The 14847-nt window shown below is 61.7% G+C and carries 15 protein-coding genes, 1 tRNA gene and 1 pseudogene; 5 read left to right on the top strand and 12 right to left on the bottom strand.

Annotated elements, in window-relative coordinates; genetic code table 11:
* Positions 1-5: 5 nt before the first annotated feature.
* The 5 genes and pseudogenes from ACSZOQ_RS05635 to tuf all read right to left on the bottom strand — a co-directional run bounded on the left by ACSZOQ_RS05635 (position 6) and on the right by tuf (position 5012).
* On the bottom strand, positions 6-1343 hold the full coding sequence (locus tag ACSZOQ_RS05635) for an IS701 family transposase (RefSeq protein ID WP_439923272.1): 1338 nt from the start codon (positions 1341-1343) through the stop codon (positions 6-8).
* 110 nt (positions 1344-1453) lie between these two features.
* Positions 1454-2211 (bottom strand): IS5 family transposase gene (locus ACSZOQ_RS05630; RefSeq protein WP_439923931.1). Its coding sequence is split into 2 segments (ribosomal slippage): positions 1454-1878 and positions 1878-2211, totalling 759 coding nucleotides; the frame shifts between segments, so codons are not numbered across the junction.
* 35 nt (positions 2212-2246) lie between these two features.
* Positions 2247-2870 carry a DUF4337 domain-containing protein gene (locus tag ACSZOQ_RS05625; protein ID WP_439925021.1) on the bottom strand — a complete coding sequence of 208 codons (624 nt, stop codon included), beginning with the start codon at positions 2868-2870 and terminating at the stop codon, positions 2247-2249.
* A gap of 514 nt (positions 2871-3384) precedes the next feature.
* Positions 3385-3460: transfer RNA gene (locus ACSZOQ_RS05620), tRNA-Trp, on the bottom strand.
* A 530-nt stretch (positions 3461-3990) separates the two neighbouring features.
* Positions 3991-5012, bottom strand: a pseudogene (gene tuf / locus ACSZOQ_RS05615) (elongation factor Tu).
* 376 nt (positions 5013-5388) lie between these two features.
* Between tuf and ACSZOQ_RS05610 the strand changes: the two are divergent.
* Complete coding sequence (locus ACSZOQ_RS05610; RefSeq protein ID WP_439925020.1) at positions 5389-5574, top strand: hypothetical protein; 186 nt, start codon at positions 5389-5391, stop codon at positions 5572-5574.
* Between the two features lie 106 nt (positions 5575-5680).
* On the opposite strand, the gene ACSZOQ_RS05605 is transcribed toward ACSZOQ_RS05610, so the two are convergent.
* The 3 genes from ACSZOQ_RS05605 to ACSZOQ_RS05595 all read right to left on the bottom strand — a co-directional run bounded on the left by ACSZOQ_RS05605 (position 5681) and on the right by ACSZOQ_RS05595 (position 7509).
* Positions 5681-6394 carry an outer membrane protein gene (locus tag ACSZOQ_RS05605; protein WP_439925019.1) on the bottom strand — a complete coding sequence of 238 codons (714 nt, stop codon included), beginning with the start codon at positions 6392-6394 and terminating at the stop codon, positions 5681-5683.
* A 313-nt stretch (positions 6395-6707) separates the two neighbouring features.
* Complete coding sequence (locus ACSZOQ_RS05600; RefSeq protein ID WP_439925018.1) at positions 6708-7136, bottom strand: hypothetical protein; 429 nt, start codon at positions 7134-7136, stop codon at positions 6708-6710.
* Positions 7137-7305: 169 nt separating this feature from the next.
* The gene (locus tag ACSZOQ_RS05595) at positions 7306-7509 is read right to left on the bottom strand and encodes a His-rich protein BRANT (protein WP_439925017.1); all 204 of its coding nucleotides are present in this window, start codon (positions 7507-7509) and stop codon (positions 7306-7308) included.
* Positions 7510-7882: 373 nt separating this feature from the next.
* Here ACSZOQ_RS05595 and ACSZOQ_RS05590 point away from each other — a divergent pair, with 373 nt between their 5' ends.
* The 3 genes from ACSZOQ_RS05590 to ACSZOQ_RS05580 all read left to right on the top strand — a co-directional run bounded on the left by ACSZOQ_RS05590 (position 7883) and on the right by ACSZOQ_RS05580 (position 9895).
* Positions 7883-8662, top strand: a complete 780-nt coding sequence (locus ACSZOQ_RS05590) for an NAD kinase (protein ID WP_439925016.1) — start codon at positions 7883-7885, stop codon at positions 8660-8662.
* A gap of 94 nt (positions 8663-8756) precedes the next feature.
* Positions 8757-9302: a response regulator gene (locus tag ACSZOQ_RS05585; RefSeq protein ID WP_439925015.1), complete on the top strand. Its 546-nt coding sequence runs from the start codon at positions 8757-8759 to the stop codon at positions 9300-9302.
* 14 nt (positions 9303-9316) lie between these two features.
* On the top strand, positions 9317-9895 hold the full coding sequence (locus ACSZOQ_RS05580; protein WP_439925014.1) for an Hpt domain-containing protein: 579 nt from the start codon (positions 9317-9319) through the stop codon (positions 9893-9895).
* Between the two features lie 154 nt (positions 9896-10049).
* Here the strand turns inward: ACSZOQ_RS05580 and ACSZOQ_RS05575 are convergent, their stop codons facing one another.
* The 4 genes from ACSZOQ_RS05575 to folE all read right to left on the bottom strand — a co-directional run bounded on the left by ACSZOQ_RS05575 (position 10050) and on the right by folE (position 14133).
* Positions 10050-11465, bottom strand: coding sequence for a DUF2336 domain-containing protein (locus tag ACSZOQ_RS05575; RefSeq protein ID WP_439925013.1), 1416 nt, complete (start codon positions 11463-11465; stop codon positions 10050-10052).
* 226 nt (positions 11466-11691) lie between these two features.
* Positions 11692-12717, bottom strand: coding sequence for a transglycosylase SLT domain-containing protein (locus ACSZOQ_RS05570; protein ID WP_439925962.1), 1026 nt, complete (start codon positions 12715-12717; stop codon positions 11692-11694).
* Between the two features lie 168 nt (positions 12718-12885).
* Entirely contained in the window at positions 12886-13326 is a 441-nt protein-coding gene (gene hisI, locus ACSZOQ_RS05565) for a phosphoribosyl-AMP cyclohydrolase (RefSeq protein WP_439925012.1), read from the bottom strand.
* Positions 13327-13422: 96 nt separating this feature from the next.
* Positions 13423-14133, bottom strand: a complete 711-nt coding sequence (gene folE, locus ACSZOQ_RS05560) for a GTP cyclohydrolase I FolE (protein WP_439925011.1) — start codon at positions 14131-14133, stop codon at positions 13423-13425.
* Between the two features lie 248 nt (positions 14134-14381).
* On the opposite strand from folE, the gene ACSZOQ_RS05555 reads away from it, so the two are divergent.
* Positions 14382-14846 carry an iron-sulfur cluster assembly scaffold protein gene (locus ACSZOQ_RS05555; protein ID WP_439925010.1) on the top strand — a complete coding sequence of 155 codons (465 nt, stop codon included), beginning with the start codon at positions 14382-14384 and terminating at the stop codon, positions 14844-14846.
* The last annotated feature ends 1 nt before the right edge of the window (position 14847 follow it).

The following is a 14847-nucleotide window of genomic DNA, read 5'->3' as shown; positions in this document are numbered from 1 at the left end:
TTTATTCACGCCGTTGCATTTCGCCGACTTGTCTTCTGCAGTATGGGCATCGCTGATTTGGTGGTCGAAGAATGAGTTCGATGATGGCGTGGCGCACGGCCGGCAAACTCGGCTGTGGCGGTGGGCCGTTGATTCTTTTTTTTCCGGGCCACTGTGGCGATGCGGCGGTGCTGTAAAAAGGCGTAAGCGATCATGGTCATGAGAGCATGACGGTGAAGGCCGTGCCAGGACCGGCCCTCGAAGTGATCAAGTCCGAGCTCCTCTTTCAACTGCTGATGCGCTTGCTCGCAGATCCATCGCGCTTTGACGGCTGCAGCCAACTGTCGCAAATTCGTCCGGGCTGGCAAGTTGGCCAGATAGTACTTCTTCTCCCCCGAGCTGCGATGCTCACCGATCAGCCACGCCTCCTCGCCGGGAAGATGTTGTTGACCCTTGTCCTTGATCCGTTGTGGCGGCCCATCGGCGATCCGCACGCGAACAGCGGCAAACCGCGCTTTCAGTCTGCCCTTGGTTCCCAGCCGCCAACTCACATTCTTCCACCTAGTATCAGCAAGCATGTTTTCCGCCGGCATCGACAACAGATCCGGGATGTGCCGCTGACGGGGGCGACCTCGACCGGCGATCGGAAAGATCAGCTTGACCGCCGCCGGATAAACTTTCTGACGCCCCGGGATGCCGACTGCCCAGGCCAGGCCACGGGCCGTGAGACCCTGACGGAACGGCGCGCTGAGCCCGTAACCGGCATCCGCCAGCACACAGCCGAAGCGAACACCGGCTGCGAGCACGCGATCAATTTCAGCCAGCGCGATCTCCGGCTTGGTTCGCCCGGCGCGATGCTCGACGGGAACGCCCGCACGCTTCAATCGCGCCGGATCGCTCGTCCAACTCTCGGGCAGGAAGAGCCGCAGTGCCACCATTACCGGCACTTCACCGCACGCAAGTGTCAGCGATACCAACGTTTGGCAATTGGCCGTCTTGCCGAGCGATGAGGCATATTGCGGAGCGACACCAACCGAACGATCGCCCTTCTTCGGCATCGCCGTGTCGTCGATGACCAGCACCGCATCCTTGCCGCCGACAAGGCGATCGGCCTGAGCCAGCAATTCCGATTCCAATGGCGCCGCATCCCAGACACCATCAGCGATGAAATGGTGCAACTGGTCATAGTCGCCCGGTGCCAGCCGTGCAGCCATCGGCTGGACGCTCTTGCGATCGCCCGGTCCGATCAGTCCGGAAACATATAGTGGACACATCCGCCGCCGCGCCTTGTGACCCAAACAATCCAGGAACGGCTTCAGCCAGCGTCCAAGCTCATCTCCCCACTTCGATCTCATGTCCGCCATGGTCGGCCCTCCAAAAGCCGACCACCCATGAATCATCGAAAATCTGATTCGGGAATCCAGTTACCCAGATCAAGCGCAAAAATCTGCCAAAGTAGTGCTAGGGTCCGGACTCATAACCAGTAACTGACAGCCGCAGCGATGCAGACGGCTGCGAGGAAATTGATTGCGAGACGATCGTATCTGGTGGCGATGCGACGGAAGTCCTTCAGGCGACAGAACATGCGCTCGATGGCGTTGCGGCTTCGATAGAGGACGGGCGAGAAGCAATTCTTCCAGCCTCGGTTCGCCTTGGGCGGGATGTTCGGCATCGCACCCTTTCCCTCGACCTGTCGGCGGATGGCATCGCTGTCATAACCCTTATCGCCGTGCAGGATCGCGGAACGTGGCATTTCTTCGAGCAGAACCGCTCCAGCGGTGCAATCGGCTATCTGACCCCCGGTCAGCAAGAACGCGACGGGACGACACTCGGCGTCGGTCAGAGCATGGATCTTCGTGGTCCGCCCGCCGCGCGATCGGCCGATGGCCTGCTGATGTTCCCCCCTTTGCCGCCAGATGCGCATCGATGCGCCTTCACGGCCGAGCTATCGATCAGGACCTGCGCAGGAGGTCCGCCGGCCGTTGCGAGTGCCTGGAATATGTCTGCCCATACACCCTTCGCTGCCCAGCGGACGAAGCGATTGTAGAGTGTTTTGCGCGGACCATAGACCTCCGGCGCATCGATCCAGCGCCCACCGGACTTCAGCACCTGGATGATGCCGCTGATGATCCGCCGATCATCGACCCGTGGCTTGCCGCGCGTATCGTTAGGCAGAAGCGGCTTGAGCCGAGCGAACTGATCCTTCGTTAGCCAAAAGTAATCGCGACTCATGAGGGGCCTCCTGTCGGAGACCGTAAATCATAAACTCAGCGCGGAAGGAATAATTTTATGGGTCCCGACCCTAGTAGGTGCAATGCGTGCGGCGCAAATGCCCCGATCGCTGTGATCCCGACTCCGACGAGCGCCAGCAGTCCCGATGTCCACGCCAGCACGATCATCCCGGTGATGATGGCGGCCGACGCCAGCACGATTGCGATCTGGAACGCGGCGGACGCCAGCTCGAAGTGATGATATTTCGCCATCGCGAGATCACGCGCGTCCTCGGCGTGTTTGGCGCTCTCAGCGAGTTGATCCTGTCCCTCGCCGGTACTTGGGTCGGAACGATAGCGCGCCGCGGTCTCCTGCCACTCGTCGATCTGTTTTTGCAGCGCAGCCCTGGTCGCCTCGTCCTTCGCCAGCATGAGGCTGAGCTTGGCCTGATCAGCCTGGATTTGGACCGTGGTGCGACGGATGCTCTTGGCCTGGAAGAAGGCCCAGAGGTTGGAGGACTCCACATTCTTGCTGATCGATTCGGTCTGGGCGCCCTTCCCCAGCGTCTCGGACAGCGCGAGGCAGAGCGCGATGACGGCGATCAGAAGCGCGATCTTCTTGTTCTCTTCCGATGCATGATGCGTTTGCTCGGCTTGTTCCATGCTTCCGTGCGCGCTCATGGTCCTCTCCCGCGGCGGTTTGACGGCCCACGATTGACCGGCGGCTTTTCCCTTGCAAGGGGCGACGTTGCTATTGGTAGCGGATAGCGGCTCTCGTCTGGCGCCTCGATTTGAACAAGTCACGCCGCCATTCGCCTTTCAGCGTTGGCGCGTGACTCTTTTCGTTCACGGCGCCGCGCATTCCCCGGTCGGTGTCACAGGCCTTCGCCCGCCGGGCGGAGAGCATCGGTCTCGATCGAATCCGATTTCACGACCTGCGGGGCATCCATGCCACGGCGCTGCTCGATCCGACATCCCGGTGCACACCGTGGCGCAGAGGATCGGTGACGACCCGGCCACCCTGCTCCGAAATTACACCAAGCGGAAAAGGTCGAAGACGGCAGACGCGAAGCTATCTGATGCGATTGCGGGGTTGGCGACCGGGTTTTTGGGGTCTTAGCCCCGCCTTGGGTCCAACTTGGGTCCGAGTTCCCAATGCGTCCGACCGGAGTTGCGGCTAAGTTATTGATTTATCTGGCAGGAGTGGCAGGGCTCGAACCTGCGACCCCCGGTTTTGGAGACCGGTGCTCTACCAATTGAGCTACACTCCTAGCGGGTGCCTCTATAGCGAACGCAAAACGCCCCGTCAGCCCTAAAATGCATCGAAAGGGCTTTTGAGTGGTGAGTAGCGAATTGTCTTCTATCGCCACTCACAATCCGCCTCTCGCGCGTGAGGGCTGGCGAAACGCGTCTATGCCGACCGCAAGTGCGACGTTTCGCACTTGCGCGATATTAAATACCGTCGGGCACTAACGGTGCGCCGCTTCGATCACTCGATGATGCTGGCCACGACGCCTGCGCCGGCCGCAAGTGCGACGTTTCGCACTTGCGCGATATTAAATACCGTCGGGCACTAACGGTGCGCCGCTTCGATCACTCGATGATGCTGGCCACGACGCCTGCGCCGGCCGCAAGTGCGACGTTTCGCACTTGCGCGATATTAAATACCGTCGGGCACTAACGGTGCGCCGCTTCGATCACTCGATGATGCTGGCGACGACGCCTGCGCCGGGCGCAAGTGCGATGTTTCGCACTTGCGCGATATTAAATGCCGTCGGGCGCTAACGGCGCGTCGCTTCGATTACTCAATAATGCTGGCGACGACGCCTGCGCCGACGGTGCGTCCGCCCTCGCGGATGGCGAAGCGCAGCTTCTCCTCCATCGCGATCGGCACGATCAGGTGCACTTCCATCGCGATGTTGTCGCCCGGCATCACCATCTCGGTGCCGGCCGGAAGATGCACCACACCGGTCACGTCGGTGGTGCGGAAATAGAACTGCGGACGATAGTTGGTGAAGAACGGCGTGTGGCGACCGCCCTCCTCCTTGGTCAGAATGTAGGCTTCGGCTTTGAACTTTGTGTGCGGCTTCACAGAACCCGGCTTGCACAGAACCTGACCGCGCTCGACGTCCTCGCGCTTGGTGCCGCGAAGCAGCGCGCCGATGTTGTCGCCCGCCTGACCCTGATCCAGAAGCTTGCGGAACATCTCAACGCCCGTCACCGTCGTCTTCTGGGTCGCCTTGATGCCGACGATCTCGATTTCCTCGCCGACCTTGACGATGCCGCGCTCGACGCGGCCCGTGCACACCGTGCCGCGGCCCGAGATCGAGAACACGTCCTCAACCGGCATCAGGAACGGCTGGTCGATCGGACGCTCCGGCTGCGGAATGTAGGCGTCGACCTCCTTCATCAGCTCCAGGATCGCGTCATGGCCGAGCTTCTGGTCCGAGTTCTCCAGCGCCGCCAGCGCCGAGCCCTTCACGATCGGAATCTTGTCGCCCGGGAAATCGTACTTCGACAACAGCTCGCGCACCTCGAGCTCGACCAGTTCCAGAAGTTCCGGATCGTCAACCATGTCGCACTTGTTCAGGAATACGACGAGAGCGGGCACGCCGACCTGGCGCGCCAGAAGGATGTGCTCGCGGGTCTGCGGCATCGGGCCGTCCGCCGCCGACACCACCAAAACGCCGTGAACGTCGCCCCGCCCGTCTCCGCCAGAACCTTCGTGATCGCAGCCGTCAATGACGTCTTGCCATGGTCAACATGACCAATCGTCCCAATGTTGCAATGCGGCTTGTTACGTTCAAACTTCGCTTTGGCCATTCCATCATCCCTCACGGCCAGCGCATCGGCGCGGCTTCAAACCGCGGGTGGTTACTGCGGAAAACGCCCCCGTTCAAGCCAAAATTCCGGACCGGTCTCCCCCCGCGCACCCCGGGGGAGGACACCTATCCGGTGTCGCACTGAGCGCGAGGCCATTGCGGAGCTTTTCGCCGCGCCAGCGAGCGTTATCATCATCTCCACCGGCTCTGCGTCAGCCACGGCCGCAACAGCACACCACACCCTTCGCAAAAAAACGGAGGCTCGGATTTACGCTTGCTTCATGGGAGCGAATATAGACTTCGTCCAAACAAAACCGGCAGCGGCAAATTACGTTCAAGGATAATTCGACCGCGCGTCGCAACATCGGGAGTATCCGATGGTATTCGTGACTTCCATGATGGCGCTGGCAACAGTGGCGTTCTACGGCGCCAGCAACTATGGCATCGGTGCCAATCAGCTGTGCTATTACGGCGCGACATTCTGTGTCCATCCACACTGGCTGGCGATTGCAACCATGCTGTCGGTGATCTGGACACTGTTCTTGAGAGTCGACCGCATTTGATGTGGGTGCGGGATCGCGGGTTGCGTGACTTGCACACGCCGTAAAGAAAAAGGCCGGCGCGAAGCCGTCCTTTTTTGTCCAATATGTGAACTATCCCTCGGCGATCTCAATAATGAGAGGCCGTCGGCCCGCCCCAGCCGAAGCGATAGTTCACGCCGGCCTTAACGGTATGCTCGTCGTTGTGAAAGCTCGTTCCAACGACATCGGGAGGCGACCCCGCCGCGAATGTCGTCTTGCCGAAATTGTAGTACTGATATTCCACCTTGGCGGACCAGTTTGGCGCGAACATGTATTCGAGACCGGCACCGACGGTGTAACCGTTGTCATGATTTCCGGTGGTTGCGAAAGCCAGTGGCACGCCCGTGGCGCCGGTGACGCCGAGCTTGCTGTCGCGGAAGGCATAACCGCCCTTGGCGTATAGCAGTGCCGGACCCCATGTGTAGCCGAGCCGGCCGGTCACCGAGCCGAGGCCGCGGTCACTGCTTGTCACGACACTCCCGCCTGGGAATGCCAAGCCGCCGCTGGCGTTGGTGAGCCAACTGTACTGGGCTTCGATGCCGAGCACCCAGTTGTTCGCGAACTGATAGTCGGCGCCACCCTGCACGCCGCCGAGGAAGCGGCCGTCGCTTCCGCCAAGGCTGCTGTCGCCCCCGAACGCGCCGCCGAGATGGCCGCCGATGTAGAAGCCGGTCCAGTTGTAGACGGCCTGCGGCGGCGTATAGACCGGCGCCTTGGTATAGGGTCGCGGCGGAAGGTCAGCCGCAAGCGCTGGCGCGGCGAAGGCTGCGACCGCTGCGGCGGTGAGCAAGAATTTCTTCATGATGGGTTCCCCTTCTCGTGGCTACGACCATCGTCAAACAACGTGGCGCGAATTTGGTTGCCTGAAGGCAACAAGATTGCGGCGATCATTTGCAACTGTGATACGTGCGCAACATTCGCGGTTCCGATGGATGGATCATACGCGGAAAACCGCTGCGACCCGCAGGTCACTCGTTATATGGTCTACATATGGTCTACATATGGTCTACATATGGTCTACATTGGTCGTCCGCCGAGGGCGCAAGGTTCCAGCCTCGCCTAAAAGTGATCAGTCGCGCTGCTCGAATTGCCGCCGGAGCAACGCAGGCCGACACTTAGCGCGTCAGCTTCTCCAGCTCGGGGAACGGCGCATAGGCGGCGCCGGCACAGACTTCATCGGCCTTCTCGATCATGCGATCGAGCCGCGCATCGACATACACCACCGCGCGCTGCACCACACCGCGATAGCTGCCGTCGATCTCGCGGGCGTTGTAGCGCAAGCAACTCACGTAACGCAGGCGGCCGCCGACGTTGCGCTGGATCGGTTCGGCCATCGCCGCGTCGCGAACACCGACCGGATTGTTCAGATACGTCCTGAGAAACGCGAGAAGTTGAGCGCGGTAGTCGACCGGAAACGGCTGATTAGCCACGCCGCGATCATCGGTATAGACGACTCCGCCCTGATCGCCGCCGTCGGTCATGCAGGCCGCGAGTGATCCCGCCAGCAGCACGATCGCCAACAATTTTGCAGATGCCCCCAACACCGGCCCGTCTTCAGATTCGTGGATACCCCACGAAGGTCTAGCCTGCCCCGGGGCGGAATGAAATTCGCAATTCGGTTATTGCATATCAAGAAACGGCGTAGCGGAAGCCAATCTGGCCTGCAGCCGCCACAGGCGACGACCACAGGCCATAATCGGCTTCTGCAAGCAATCAATAATGCTTGTGGCCGCGATGATGATGGTGATGATGATGGTGGTGGTGATGGCGCCCCATCTTGGCATTGGCGTTCAGCACGTTCGACTTGAGGGTTTCCGATTTGATCGTCGGGGCATGGCCCGTCCGGGTGCTGCCGGCCATCGCGGGCGCAACAAAAACGGAAGCCACGAGCAGCGCGGCGGAAATCGTTTTCAGCATGGTCGTCTCCTTGGAGAGTTATCACCGAGTTGACCGACCGGATGGCCGGGCTCTTCGATCACAATGAGACCGTCCCGCTGAACGCGTGCTGAACACAACGACAACCGCCGTTCATCTGGATGAATGGTTGGTCATAAGCCACACTGGATTCATAAATTTGCTAGTGCCCTTTGATTCTGACGTTTGCGTCAAAGACTGCTGCAAAGGCATATGAACGTCGGAATCAATGGACACCAGCGGACACCAGTCGTGTTCGCTAACCATGGGCTGATCCGGGCCTCGACACGCGACCGCAAAGCACTGTTAAGTGCCGTCTCGACAACCGCCGGCCCGACCGGAAACGATACACGCCGACAGCAGCCTGCGAATTATCATGACCTCACCCCGACCGTATGACCGCATCGCCTTTGTCGCAGGAGCAAGCCCCGAAGCCCAGCAGGCACTGGTGGAGCTGGCCGCGATTTACGGCAATTACGATCCCGCGGATGCCGATGTGCTGGTTGCGCTCGGCGGTGACGGATTGATGCTGCAAACGCTGCATCGGAACATGCGGTCAGGCAAACCGATCTACGGGATGCACCGCGGCACGGTCGGGTTTCTGATGAACGAATACAGCCGGGACGATCTGCAGGCCCGCCTCGCCGCCGCGACCGATACCGTGATTCATCCGCTCCTGATGCGCGCGACCGACATCCGCGGTGCGGTTCACATCCATCACGCCATCAACGAAGTGTCGCTGTTTCGTCAGACCCACCAGGCAGCGCGGCTGCGCATCCTGATCGACGAGCGCGAACGCATGGCCGAACTCATCGCCGACGGCATCATGGTCGCGACTCCCGCCGGCTCGACCGCCTACAACCTGTCAGCACAGGGACCGATCCTGCCGATCAACGCCGCGCTTCTGGCCCTGACCCCGATCAGTCCCTTCCGCCCGCGGCGCTGGCGCGGCGCGCTGCTGCCAAACACCGCCGTCGTGGTGATCGAGGTGCTTGAAGACGAAAAGCGTCCCGTGGCCGCAGTCGCCGACCACGATGAAGCCCGCAACGTCCGCCGCGTCGAGGTCCTGTCCGACAAGACGATTTCGATGCGCATGCTATTCGATCCCGGCCACAGCCTGGAGGAACGGATCTTGAGAGAGCAGTTCGGCTATTAGGACCTGCCCCCTGCCCTGCCGCATGGACCCGGCAACCATTCGTTAACGGCGTCGGCATATAGTTAACGGTGGGTATACCGGGTCCGCGTCCAACATGTACGGCATCGACTTCAACAAGCTGCGGTTTCTTGTCTGCGACGACAATGCGCACATGCGCCGTATTCTGCGCACCCTGCTGCATTCGTTTGGCGCACGCGAAGTCTACGAGGCCGAGGACGGCGCCACCGCCCTCGAAATGTATACCCATTCTGTTCCCGATATCGTCATCACCGACTGGGCGATGCCGATCTTCGACGGCATTGAACTGGCGCAGATGATCCGGCAGCCAGACTCGAAAGGAAATCCGTTCGCCCCGATCATCATGCTGACCGGACACTCGGAGAAGCGGCGTGTCACCGTTGCGCGCGATGCCGGCGTCACCGAATTCCTAGCGAAACCGATTTCGGCCAAGGGACTCTATCAGCGAATTCTGAACGTCGTGGTATCACCGCGGCCCTTCATCAAGACCAAGAACTATTTTGGTCCGGACCGCCGACGCAACACCAACAACGCCTACATCGGCCCGGAGCGCCGCGGCAGCAAGGAGCCCGACCTCATTCAGCAGCCATCGCTGCTGGATAAGGCCCGAGCCCCAGGCTAAGGAGACGCAGCGCCATGCAGAAGGACGAATCTCCCGAGCTGAAGGTCGAAGCGTTCCCTGACCATCACGTCATCACACCGCCCAATCGGCTACGCAAAGTGATGCGGCTCGTCGACGAGAAGAATTTCGAAGACCAGGTCGCGCGCGCCGAGAAGGCGCTCGCCGGACTCTCCGACGAATTCTCCAAGTGGATGGCGATCGAGCGTGACCGCCTGGCCGCCGCCCACGCGGCCATTCTCAAGGACGGATTCACCCCGGCCGCGCGCGACGAACTGTTTCGCGCCGCGCACGACATCAAGGGCGACGCTGCAACCTTCGGCTATCCCTTCGCTGCGGCCGGCGCCGAAAGCCTCTGCCGCATCATCGAACATTCGCCGGCTCTCGACCGCGTGCCTGCGGACCTGATCGCCTATCACATCAACGCGATCCAGGCGATCGTGCGCGAGCACACCAGCCCCGGCACCGAGGCCATGGCGAAGGAGATCAATCGCAAGCTGCGTGTCGTTGCCGACGAATATCTCGCCGCCGTCAACCGTGACCGCCCCGAGCACCTCGAAGCCATCCTCGCGCCAAGCATTGCGCCGGTGGAATAGAAGACAACCTTTCATCAATCGGAACTAGGAAAGACCTTGCCAGGCCAAGCCGTTCGACGAACGGCGTTGCTTCGCTCGCCTGTGACACGGCAAGCCATTTCTTTGCGATAGAGATGGATGCCCGGATCAAGTTCGGGCACGACGATTGCCGGTGCTACGCTGCCGCGAGCAAATCGCTCAACAGCGGCTCGCGGTGCCTTGGTGGGCAAGGCTCAGGCTCATCAAAACTCGGTTCGCGGCGCGAGTCGAACCTCGGTTCGTAGCGTTCGGGTTCACAGGGCTCGATTGCGTAAGACTCGACCTGGAAGGGCTCGGGTTCGCAAGGCTCAAATTCGGAAGGCTCGGGCTCGTCGATCTGATATTCAAACGCGAGAGGCTCGCAGACCTCAGGTTCGCAGACCGGCACTTCGTCATACGCAGGCTCCGCAGCTGCTTCGGCCACCAGCTCGTCACAGAACACGCGCGCTTCCTCGCGCGCCGATTCCGTCGCGAAGCGCCGCAGCAAAATCAGCAGAGGCTCTGAAACCTCAGTGGACGCCGTTTCGCACATCGTCAAGACGCGTTCGACCAGGCGGCGGCGCAGCCGCGTCGCGCCGCCGACCGTGCCGACAAAGCCGATCTCGTCGCGCGCTTCCAGCGCGGCGCGAAACGCAGGGAATGTGGATTTCGGCAGACCCGCCCGCGTCAGCAGCGCGGGCAGGCTCGCGCCGCCACGATCATGAACCAGCGCGGCGACGCGGCTCAACGGCAGACCCGACAGTTCCACCAGCGCATGGTCGAAAAGGTCGTGATTGCCCGACAGCAGTGCGCGGAGGATCAATCCGGCAGTCAGTTGCCCGGTGGTGCGCAGGTGCGCGACGAGACCGCGCATATCGTCGTCTCGCGCACGCGCGGCGATGTTGACGATGGAACGATCGCGAGCGTCGCTGACTGCCCGGCCGGAGCGATCGGCGCTGAGCCAGTTCTTCGCGACAACGAACTGCGCCAGCGTATCGGACAGTTTTCCGATCAGCGCTGACCGCGTGGCCGCGGGCAGATCGTCGAGCGCCAGCATCGATTCCCGAATCGCCGCGAGATGGCCGTGCCGCTCGACGATACGTTCCCAGGACAACGGCGCGAGATCCGCACCTGGATTTTCGATGAGTTCGAGGGCTGCCGCCGCCGAGCCGACCTCAGCGATAGCCGCGGCGATCGATACCGGCACACGGGCGCGGCGCGCGACGGCGCACTGCACTTCGCAGGTACCGGTCGCGACGATGTCGACGAGGTCCGCATCGATCAGGAGCGGTGAATGTTCGAGAACCAGAACAGCAACCGAAGGCTGATCGACCGACAACGCCTGGACGATGGCCGCCGGTGCGGTCGTGCTGCGCGAAAAGACCTCCGCCATCGCCTGGCGAACCAGCGGAGACGGGTCGTCGAGCTGCATCAGGAGAGCGCCCTCGGCGGCCGCGCGATCGTCATCGGAGAGATCAGAGATGAGCCAGGCGCGGGCCAGTGCTCGTGTTGCTTCCGCCCGCTCGCCTGCGGGTGCGGTCCGTACCCAACTGATGAATTGCCGAACGATCATGGTGTTTCCGGCTTACACAACTTGAGACGACACCGTGACGCGATGCCACTGTCATAGAAAATAAACCACGACGCTTAACAAAGGGTTCACCATAACCGTTTGCATTCGTTGACGTTTCGTTAACGTGGGAAAGATGCCGCAAAGCGCGTGTGCATGCCGTGCGAGGATGCGGCTTCGCGCGCCTGTTTGGCTGGGCCCATCGCGCGCAAAATGCCGGAGAGAAAGTCTACCCGCTGTATTTACCGCTGCGATCGCTGAACAGATCGAACGGCTGCAATCCGCCGGCCGGTGCTTGAGTCGTTGGCGGCGGGTCCGATACGTTGGCCACCGCGGCCGGATGCGCCCATAACTGCTGCACTGCTGGCGAAACCGGCTCGCTGCGCTCTCCAACCTGAAACAGGGAACGGAACATCGGCTGGCTCGGCGCGGCGGACGTAGTCGTCGCGGATGATGCCGCGACAGGCGTGACACCGCGCATATCGGGCAGACGCGACAGGTAAACCGCGTTGTCGGACGACGTCGAGAATTGCGCTGCGGACGCGACCGCCACCGGCGCGCTCACGCCGAGCGATGCCATCGCGGTACGCGTCGCTGGCGAGTTAGCCGCGACGGCGTAGCGCCGATCCAGGTCGGCGTAGACTTCCGACACACTGCGTGCGCGACCGTCTCCATCATAGAAGATCGGACGGTTGGCGGCGGCGGCGTTCGGAAACAGCCGCGCGCCGGAAGCTTGCGGATTGTCCTCCGCGTTCGCGATCAGCTTCGCGGCTCCGCCGACGCCCATGAAATGCGCCATATAGAGTTCGCTGTCGGTCGGACGGCGACCGATCAGACCGGTCAGCTTGAAGCTGTTGGATTGCGTCAGCACACCGGCCATGGCGGACGCGATGGCCGGATCGTCGCGCAGCTTGAGGATCGCGTCGCGCGTGGCGGGATCGCTGACAGAATAGCTGCCCGACGGGGATTTGGTGATGGCGTCGGCGTAGCCATTATAGCCGAGTGCGGGGCCCGCCTCCTTCACCGTGCCGAGCCAGGTCTGCTCGATGAACTGGAAGAGACCCTTGGCGGACGAGGTGGGCGCGGCGGCTTGAGGATTGAAATTGGATTCCATCTTGGCGGTTGCGAGCAGGTATTCGAAGCTCGCGCCCGTGGCGTCGGCCGCCTTCCGGATGGCGGTCGCTATTCCACCGAAAAGGCCGGTCAGTCCGGCGCGCGACGGATCGGCAGCGGCGTTAGCGGCATCGACGGTCATGGTGGTCTCTCGCTCCCCGCGAAACGACCGCTCGCATTTCAACGCGATCTCGGCGAACCCGCCGTCCATGCCGACTCCCACCGGCAACGAACGGCTTTTCCCTGCGGTGCAAGGTGGAAGATTATGGTTAACAGCGTCTTAATGAACCGCCGCCACGGAGCCGCACTGTCAGGACTTCTTATAGACGTCGGCTGGATCGAATAGCCTGTCGGCATCGACGAACGTCACACGCGCTTCGCCGCCCTCGCCTTTGGTCACCGCCCGGTAGAAACACGAGCGCCGTCCGGTGTGGCAGGCGGCACCTCGCTGCTCGACCTTGATCCAGACCGCGTCCTGATCGCAGTCCGTCCGCATCTCCACCACCCGCTGAACCTGACCCGAACTCTCGCCCTTTCGCCATAACGCCTTGCGCGAGCGGCTGTAGTACCAGGCGTCGCCGGTCTCAACGGTTCGCCGCAGCGCCTCCTCATTCATGTGCGCAACCATCAACACGTCGCCGGTTTCGGCATCGGTCGCAACACATGTGACAAGGCCACACGCATCGAAGCGAGGCCGGAACGTCAGGTCCTCCTCGATTCCAGCTTCGGATGAAGATGTAGGGTGAGACACAGGAAATCCCTCAGAAATACCGTCGAGGGTTGGCGACGCGATGTGGCTTGCCCAACGCAGAGGCCCGCTTCTGATGGAATCAGAAGCGGAACGACTCTAGCGACCGCCCCCTCGCACCATCGACAGAAAGCGCGCCTGCTCCGACGGATTGTCGCGGAACACGCCGGTGAAGCGGCTGGTGAAGGTCATCGCCCCATGCTTGGCGACGCCACGCACCGACATGCAGGTATGCTCAGCCTCGATCATCACGGCGACGCCGCGCGGCTTGAGCACCTCGTCGACGGCGGCGGCGATTTGCGCGGTCATGTGCTCCTGGGTCTGAAGACGCCGGGCGAAGATGTCGGTCAGGCGCGCCAGTTTGGACAACCCGACCACTCGCTCGACAGGCGTATAGGCGATATGCGCCTTGCCGTAGAACGGCATCATGTGGTGTTCGCACTGCGACGTGAACGCGATGTCTCGAACCAGCACGAAATCATCGTAGCCTGCGGTTTCGCCAAAGGTCCGGTTCAGCACCTCGGCCGGGCACTGATGGTAGCCCTGATAGATCTCGTCATAGGCCTCGATCACCCGGCGCGGGGTATCGAGCAGCCCCTCGCGGTCCGGATTTTCGCCGATATAGGACAACAGGGTTCTGACCGCGTATTCCGCCTCGTGCCGCGACGGACGCGAGCGGTCCGGCTGAACGGCTGCCGCCATAAACTCCGACGGATCCAGTTCAGCGGGAGAAAACCCAGCAGGTTTGGCGTTATTGGATTTGACTTCAGTAGGTTTGCTGCCGCGCAGCGGCTTGATCAAAGCGTCCATCTTCACTCCGTTCGACCGGCCTCTCTTGAGACCGGAGTGTCACCGGGCAGACGGGGCAGCACTGCGGCTACCGGACGCCTGAGTCCCTTGATATTAAACATTGCCACCACCGAATTGAACTTCAATCCGGGTGCGACGGAAAATCGCCGGATTGCGTTTCCCGGCAATAGATACATATATAGGCCCCGAGGTTCCCGCCGCCAAGAGCGGCGTCCGCCTCTTCAGCGAATTCAACGTCTTGGAATCTGATGCTGAACGACGTCTACAACAAGAGCATCATCGAACTGGCCGGCAATATTCCCCGTCTGGGCCGCCTTGCGGCACCGGACGCCAGCGCCACTGCTCATTCGAAACTTTGCGGGTCCACCGTCAAGATCGACCTCATGATGGACGGTCCCGTCGTCACCGACTTCGCCCACGACGTGAAGGCCTGCGCGCTCGGCCAGGCTTCCTCCGCGATCATGGCGCGCCACGTGGTCGGTTCGACCGCCACCGAGCTTCGCGAACTGCGCGAGACCGTCCGCAGGATGCTGAAGGAAAACGGCGCGCCGCCGCAGGGCAAGTGGGCCGACATCGCGCTGCTCGAACCGGTGCGCGACTACAAGGCGAGGCATGCATCCACCATGCTGACATTCGATGCCGTGGTCGATGCCATCGGCCAGATCGAGGCCAAATCGGCCGCATCGGCTACGCTGACGCCCGCGCAAAGCTGAA

The organism is Nitrobacter sp. JJSN (genome assembly GCF_051912485.1).
Classification (GTDB): Bacteria; Pseudomonadota; Alphaproteobacteria; order Rhizobiales; family Xanthobacteraceae; genus Nitrobacter.
The sequence above is the reverse complement of the archived record's forward strand: the minus strand, read 5'-3'. Positions and strand labels throughout refer to the sequence as shown.

Bases quoted from the DNA above. Each gene is read 5' to 3' on its own strand.
- ACSZOQ_RS05575 (WP_439925013.1), bottom strand. From the start codon at position 11,465: ATGATCGTTCGGCAATTCATCAGTTGGGTACGGACCGCACCCGCAGGC.
- ACSZOQ_RS05625 (WP_439925021.1), bottom strand. From the start codon at position 2,870: ATGAGCGCGCACGGAAGCATGGAACAAGCCGAGCAAACGCATCATGCA.
- ACSZOQ_RS05610 (WP_439925020.1), top strand. From the start codon at position 5,389: ATGGTATTCGTGACTTCCATGATGGCGCTGGCAACAGTGGCGTTCTAC.
- ACSZOQ_RS05635 (WP_439923272.1), bottom strand. From the start codon at position 1,343: ATGGCGGACATGAGATCGAAGTGGGGAGATGAGCTTGGACGCTGGCTG.
- ACSZOQ_RS05590 (WP_439925016.1), top strand. From the start codon at position 7,883: ATGACCTCACCCCGACCGTATGACCGCATCGCCTTTGTCGCAGGAGCA.
- ACSZOQ_RS05595 (WP_439925017.1), bottom strand. From the start codon at position 7,509: ATGCTGAAAACGATTTCCGCCGCGCTGCTCGTGGCTTCCGTTTTTGTT.
- ACSZOQ_RS05585 (WP_439925015.1), top strand. From the start codon at position 8,757: ATGTACGGCATCGACTTCAACAAGCTGCGGTTTCTTGTCTGCGACGAC.
- ACSZOQ_RS05580 (WP_439925014.1), top strand. From the start codon at position 9,317: ATGCAGAAGGACGAATCTCCCGAGCTGAAGGTCGAAGCGTTCCCTGAC.
- ACSZOQ_RS05570 (WP_439925962.1), bottom strand. From the start codon at position 12,717: ATGACCGTCGATGCCGCTAACGCCGCTGCCGATCCGTCGCGCGCCGGA.
- ACSZOQ_RS05605 (WP_439925019.1), bottom strand. From the start codon at position 6,394: ATGAAGAAATTCTTGCTCACCGCCGCAGCGGTCGCAGCCTTCGCCGCG.
- ACSZOQ_RS05555 (WP_439925010.1), top strand. From the start codon at position 14,382: ATGCTGAACGACGTCTACAACAAGAGCATCATCGAACTGGCCGGCAAT.
- folE (WP_439925011.1), bottom strand. From the start codon at position 14,133: ATGGACGCTTTGATCAAGCCGCTGCGCGGCAGCAAACCTACTGAAGTC.